Annotated in this window: 4 protein-coding genes and 1 pseudogene; 3 read left to right on the forward strand and 2 right to left on the reverse strand. The window is 69.1% G+C overall.

The features are described 5' to 3' along the window. The first annotated feature begins 246 nt into the window (after positions 1–246). Entirely contained in the window at positions 247–1,362 is a 1,116-nt protein-coding gene (locus tag GVV75_RS09975; RefSeq protein WP_159522650.1) for a hypothetical protein, read from the forward strand. On the opposite strand, the gene GVV75_RS09980 is transcribed toward GVV75_RS09975, so the two are convergent. Together GVV75_RS09980 and GVV75_RS09985 are read right to left on the reverse strand one after the other, a co-directional pair. Further along, positions 1,352–1,795: a hypothetical protein gene (locus GVV75_RS09980; protein WP_159522652.1), complete on the reverse strand. Its 444-nt coding sequence runs from the start codon at positions 1,793–1,795 to the stop codon at positions 1,352–1,354. The two genes, GVV75_RS09975 and GVV75_RS09980, sit on opposite strands and share 11 nt — an antisense overlap. A gap of 42 nt (positions 1,796–1,837) precedes the next feature. Then, on the reverse strand, positions 1,838–2,941 hold the full coding sequence (locus GVV75_RS09985) for a DUF6177 family protein (protein WP_159522654.1): 1,104 nt from the start codon (positions 2,939–2,941) through the stop codon (positions 1,838–1,840). 389 nt (positions 2,942–3,330) lie between these two features. On the opposite strand from GVV75_RS09985, the gene GVV75_RS09990 reads away from it, so the two are divergent. After that, entirely contained in the window at positions 3,331–3,675 is a 345-nt protein-coding gene (locus GVV75_RS09990; protein ID WP_159522656.1) for a DUF6507 family protein, read from the forward strand. Positions 3,676–3,791: 116 nt separating this feature from the next. After that, a pseudogene (locus GVV75_RS09995) lies at positions 3,792–5,941 on the forward strand (hypothetical protein); the annotation flags it as partial.

Here is a 5,941-nt window from a genome sequence, read left to right on the forward strand (position 1 = left end):
AATCACCCCTGCCCTCCACATGGTAGACCGCGTTGGGCTCGAGCTCCACACCACGCCCGAACGGCTGACGAGGCCCAGGCATGAGACCATCACCAGCCAACACCTCCACCCGCCGACGCGACCTCGCGGGGCGAGTCGCTGGTGGGGCGCCCCTGGTTCTCGGTGGCACGGGGTCCTGAGCGGCGGGTAGCGTTGCCCCGTCCCTGACATGACTCTTGTAGAGGAGAAGGCATCATCGGAGCGCGAATGACGGAATATCCGAGCCCCGGCGGCGCTGACGCGCGGAGCCAGGCGATCAGCGACGTCGAGAGCCTGCTCGCCGGTTACATGCGCGATGCCGGCGCGGCGCAGCTCAGCCTCAGCGTCGACGCTGTGGGGCCGCGGTTCAGCACCCACTCCGCGGTTCTCATCGATGGCGCCTGGCACGCTGACGAGATTCCACCCCATGTCATCCAGGCGGTGGTCGGCCTGCGCACCGTGATGGCCGATCCCTCGCGTGGCGCGTGGACCTGCGCGCGACTGACGCTCGCCGCCCCGGATCACCGGTTGGACATGGAGGTCGACTACAACCGCGCCCCGGCTCTTGAGCCGCCGGTGACACCCGCCGACGTCGCCGAGGAGCTGCGACGATTCCCCCGCGAGGCGACGGCGATGCCGGAGTGGATGCGGTCCGGGATGGTTGTCGCGGGCGCGCCGGGAGCGCCCGGAGCTGTCGGCATGGCGACGCCAGGGACGCCGACGATGGCAGCGGCCAGGCCCCACCCGCCGCGGGCCGGCGCGCTCTGGCGCTGGGCGTGGAGGACATTCGCACGCCATCCGCTGATGGCGGCGATCCCGCTGATCGGCGGGGTGGTGATGGTCAACGCTCCGCGGCTCGCCAACGCCGTCCTCACTGGTAACGCCGCCGCTATCGTCAGCGTCCTCTCCGTGTTCGTCATCATCGCCCTGACGATCACGGTGTGCGACTGGGCGGCGCTGCGGGCCGCCTGCCCCGGGGACCCGAGGTGGGCGAGGAGGATCCTTCCTCTTCAGCCCGTGCGGACCGCGCTGCTCGCGATCCTTCTCGTCCCCGGGTACGTCGTCGCGTTCGTCGTCGGCCTCGCACCGGTGTTCATCGCCCTGTTCTTCTTCCAGGCGGCGCCCGTGGCGTGCATGGAGGGGCGAGGCGGGATGTGGTCCTCACTGAGGATCTCCTCGCGCGCCATGCGGGACGCGGGAGGCGTGGCCGCCCTGTGCGTCACCCTATGGTTACTCACCTGGATCCTCGGTGTCACGATCATCGTCCCGCTCCTACTCATGCCGGTGGCCAGCCTCATGACGGTGGGCCTTTACCTGACGATGACCGGGCGTCCTATCGCCTAGCCCCGGGCAGGTCCGGGTCGGGCTCCCAGCGCCCATCGGCTCCGCGATGCCACGGCCAGTCCTCGGGCGGGGGCATCTGGCGACCGTTGAGCGAGACGATTCCACCGCTCATGATGGCGGCATCCTGGACGATATCCAGGTACGGGTCGAAAAGCTCTCCGGTGCCCACTGCGCACACGGTGAGGATAACCGGCCGCCATTCCGGCGGCAGAACGACGTCGTGCAGCCGCAGGACCTCGCGCGGGTCGGAGACGACGAAGGGGCGTGGCACGTGGAGCGCCGGTGTGAACGCGTCGGCATCGTCGAAGAGCATGACGGCGCTGCCGTCCTCCTCACGACGGATCGTGGCGTGCTCGAACCGCGCCATGGCGACGCCGAGGATGAGGGTGATGTCGGGGACATCCGGGGTGATGATCGTGGCGATCCTGGGCACGTTCGGCTCCTGCTCGGTGAGTCGGTTCGGGGCGCGACGCGGTTACGCGCCTGACGCGGGGTTGGTTCTCCGGGATTCAGGGCCGCCGGGGGCGCTCTCGGCCTGGTCGGAGTGCCCGAGCACGCGGGCGACCGTCGTAGTGCCCTCCTCATCGAGCGTCTTGATGAGCTGGATGAGGGGCGCCCAGTCGCCTGGCGCCGCAGCGGTGAGAGGCACGACGAGGTTGAGGCGCTTGCCCACGCCCTCCACGGTGCCGCCGTGATGCTCGGCGACGGCGGACGGGTTGACGCCGAGCTGTTTGAGCCCCGCCCGGCCGACGAGGATGGCGACCGGAGAGGCGGGAACGCGCGCGGAGGTCGGCAGGGAGGTATCCGGGAACCCCTTGGTGCGGGTGACGAGGGCGAACTGCGGCCGGGTCTCCTGGGAGAGCGCGCGCAGCAGGGCCAGGGCCCGGGGCTCGTGCTCGGAGGCGCCCCTGCCCGGCACGGCGATGGCTAGCTCCACGTACTCCTCGATCCCCAGGCGGGTCCGGTTCACGCTCATCGTCCCGGTAGCGGTGAATCCCTCGCCGTGGAGGGCGATGGTGAGGTCGATGGCGGGCATCTTCCGGCGGGCGAGCGAGGTGATCCCCGCTCGGTCCCAGGCAGCGCCAGCGGGTTCGTAGCGGCCCCAGGAGAAGCTGACCTCACCGGCCGGGGCGAAGGCCTCGGCGATGAGCTCGACGCTCCGGCCCACCATCGCGGAGGCCTTGGCAGGATGGTAGAGCGAGGCGGAGACGTAGAGCACGTCGACCAGGGGCCGGCGAATGAGGTGCCGCGGGGAGATGGACGGGGCGCTCGTGGGGCCCTGGGTGAGGAAGTCCGCGACGCGGGGGGCCCATAGGCCGCCTCGCATGAGCCGGTAGCCGCCGCCGTCCCTGATGAGTGATAGGGCGCCAGCCATCTCAGTGAGGCGGTCGAAGGCGGGGGTGATGCGGGCCGAGTCGCTCAGAATGAGCACGGGCACCCTGCCGCTGGTCCGGCGGACGGCGCTGAGGAAGTCGCTCAGGCCCTCGTCGAAGCCGACGACCGCGCTGTCGAGGAACGTGACGGCACCGGTGTCGCCGCTCTGGGCGTCGTAGTAGTGGTGGGCGGCGCGGACGGCCATGGATGCTCCTCGCTGGCAGTGCCATGGGTGTGGCACGGGTCGTGGTGTGGGCGCCCCGAAGGCGTGATTCAGGGACGGTGCGCGCGTTCACCATGCTAGTGGTGACGAACCCCCGGTGGCGCGGACAACTCTTCTGGGCGAGCCTGGTTGACGTGACCTCCCTGTGACACGCGATGATAGGGCCCGTGCATGCGCCGGGGCGCGCCCCTCCCTGATCTCCCTGATCAACGAGGGCGGCGGTTCCAGCGCGAGCAACATGGTCGGCAAGGCCTGCGAGGGCCGTGGGGCTCTGAGGACACTGAGAGGACGGCGAGATATGCGGGTAGTGCCCACTGGGGCGGGACGAGGGAGCGCGCCGCTGGCGCGCGATGAGCGAGAGGATGTCTGAGATGAGCTCATGGGACATCAATCCGGCATTGGTCTCCTCGATCATCAAGTCAGTCCAGACGACGGTCGAGGGGGATCTCGCCACCGCCCTGAAGGATATCGGCACCCAAGGGAATACCGCGATCACGTCATGCACCCAGCCGTCCCCGCTATCAAGCAGTGGCGATGCGCCACTGGTGGCCTCCGCGATTGGAACGTTCTTCGAGAACCGCAAGAGTCAGTTGGAGGGACTGGGCACGCGCGTCTCCGCAGCGGCCAAAGGAACGGTGAGTGCTGTCACCTCTTATGTCAACCAGGATGAATCGGGCGCGTTGGAGTACCAGCGCTCGGCAGCGGGTACCGCCTGAGCGCCTAGCCGGAGACCTCCGCCGCCTCAGCGGCTCAACGACACGACCCACTCTTATATCCGGCCCGGCCGAGCACCTCGCTCCGGCGGGACCCTGAATGTCTGCGAGAAAATCCCATGGCACAGACCCCCTTCGACGAGACCAAAATCCCCTGCCTGTCCTTCGATATCGCATCAGTGGAGACCGCCGCGTCCACGATGAAGACGAAAGCGGGAGACCTGCGCGCCGCAGGGCAGACGATCCAGACCACATGGTCCGGACTTTCCGGCTGCTACTCGGCCCCGGAGCAGGAGACCCTGTACGCCGCGATGGATCCGGTGAAGAACAACTCGGACGATCTCGCCAGGGATCTGGAATCCCTGGCCGGAGCGCTGACCACCTTCGCCTCCACCGTGTCAGGCATCAAGGCCCGGGCTCGGGCTCTCCAGGCCGATGGGATCGCTTTCAAGGCGAAGATCGCGGGGGATGACAAGTGGGATCACGATCAGGACAAGGTTAACGAGAACAATGCGCTGATTGAACGGGCCAACAAGATCCGGGCGGATCTGTGGGTCGCTGAAGTGGAGTGTGCGAACACGATTCGTGCCTTGGACGGCCTTGAGGCCTTCCACACGGACCCCACCAGTGACAACGACCCACTCGGTTACGGCTACAGCGAGATTCCCGCTGGGACGGAGGGTCTGCCGTGGGGATCACCGGTGGGACGCAAGGATGACTGCCCCAAGGCCGCCGGGGTGCAGGTGAAACGATTCGTGTGGGATGGCGTGGTGTGCGAGGGCCTGGGCGGCACGCTGCGCGGTCTGGGCAATCTGGTGGGTGTTGACTACAGCGCTCAGGATGGGTGGAGCTGGTCCGGGGAGACGGCTTCGAACACCTGGAAGGGCCTTGGGAGTCTTGTCGGGCTCTCCGAGGATGAGAATGGCGGTTATGGCTGGCATGGCTTCGACGCTGCCTGGAGCACGGCCCGGGACTCTTGGGGCGGGGCCGTGAAGGGGCTTGTCTGCGCGGATCAGTGGGGTGATGACCCGGCGCGCGCGGCGGGGGGCGCCGCCTTCAACCTTGCGACCTTTATCGTCGGCGCGGGGGCTGGGGCGAGCAAGGCCGGCAAGCTCGGGGCCTCGGGCTCGAAGCTGGCGCGCGCTGGGCAGGTCGCGGTGACGGCCGATCGCGTGCTGACGTTCCTGGATCCCGTGGGCGCTGGGCTTGGGAAGCTGGTCGAGGTTCCGACCGGCTTCGTGGTGGGCAAGGCTAAGGCGGCACTGAAGCTGGACTTCGATCTCAATGATGTGATCGGCAGGTGGACCGGTGCCGATGTGGGCTCTGGGATTGATACGCCGCGCGTGGATGCGGATGTCCCTGGTGGCGGCTCGGCCGGCGGGTCCGGCATGGGTGCGCCCGAGGTGGGCCGGGACGTGCTGAAGGGGGAGAACCTCGATGTCGCGCGGGGTGGGACGCGCCTGGAGTCGGCGGCGGATTCGCCGGGGGTCTCGCGCGCCGCTGAGGGCTCCCCCGGTGGGGGCGCCGGTGATGGCGCCGGGTCGTCTCGTGGGGGCGATGGGGCTGGCTCGGGCGGCGCTGGTGCGGGCGCCCGGGGTGAGGTCGACGGCGCTCACGAGGGCCCGGGCGGTCGGGATGGCGCCGACGCCGCTCACGGGGCTGAGACTGAGCTGGCCCATGGCGGGGCCGATGCCGGCCGCAGTGGTGATGCCGGTGGTGCCCGGGATGGCGGCGATGGTGCTCATGAGCGTGACGGCTCCGGTAGCCATCACGACAGCCAGGCCGAGGCGGGCCATCAGGGGGCCGATGCTGAGGCCGGTCACAAGGCCGAGGCTGAGAGGGCCGATGGAGCTCATGAGCGTGACGGCTCCGGTGGTCATCACGACGGCCGGGCTGAGGCTGATCGGACCCATGACGGGGCCGATGCCGACGCTGGCCACGGGGCTGAGGCTGACAGAGCCCGGGATGGCGGCGATGGTGCCCATGAGCGTGACGGCTCCGGTGGCCATCACGACAGCCAGGCCGATGCCGGCCATCAGGGGGCCGATGCTGAGGCCGGTCACAAGGCTGAGGCTGATCGGTCCGCTGATGGGGCTGGTGGGCCTGGCCATGAGGGCGCTGATGGCGCGCATGGGGGCGAGGGGACCGATGGGGAGCTTGAGCCGGGCAGTCCTGAGGCGATCAGGCGGCACCTGGAGCAGCGGCGGGCGGCCGGTGACGCTGATGAGTTCAATCGGGCTCATCGGCCCGAGTTGCCCGATGGCGTTGA

The sequence above is a fragment of the Actinomyces sp. zg328 genome (genome assembly GCF_009829635.1).
Classification (GTDB): domain Bacteria; phylum Actinomycetota; class Actinomycetes; order Actinomycetales; family Actinomycetaceae; genus Actinomyces; species Actinomyces marmotae.

Excerpts from the sequence above, each read along its gene's own strand:
- GVV75_RS09975 (WP_159522650.1), top strand. The coding sequence starts at position 247 with ATGACGGAATATCCGAGCCCCGGCGGCGCTGACGCGCGGAGCCAGGCG.
- GVV75_RS09985 (WP_159522654.1), bottom strand. The coding sequence starts at position 2,941 with ATGGCCGTCCGCGCCGCCCACCACTACTACGACGCCCAGAGCGGCGAC.
- GVV75_RS09990 (WP_159522656.1), top strand. The coding sequence starts at position 3,331 with ATGAGCTCATGGGACATCAATCCGGCATTGGTCTCCTCGATCATCAAG.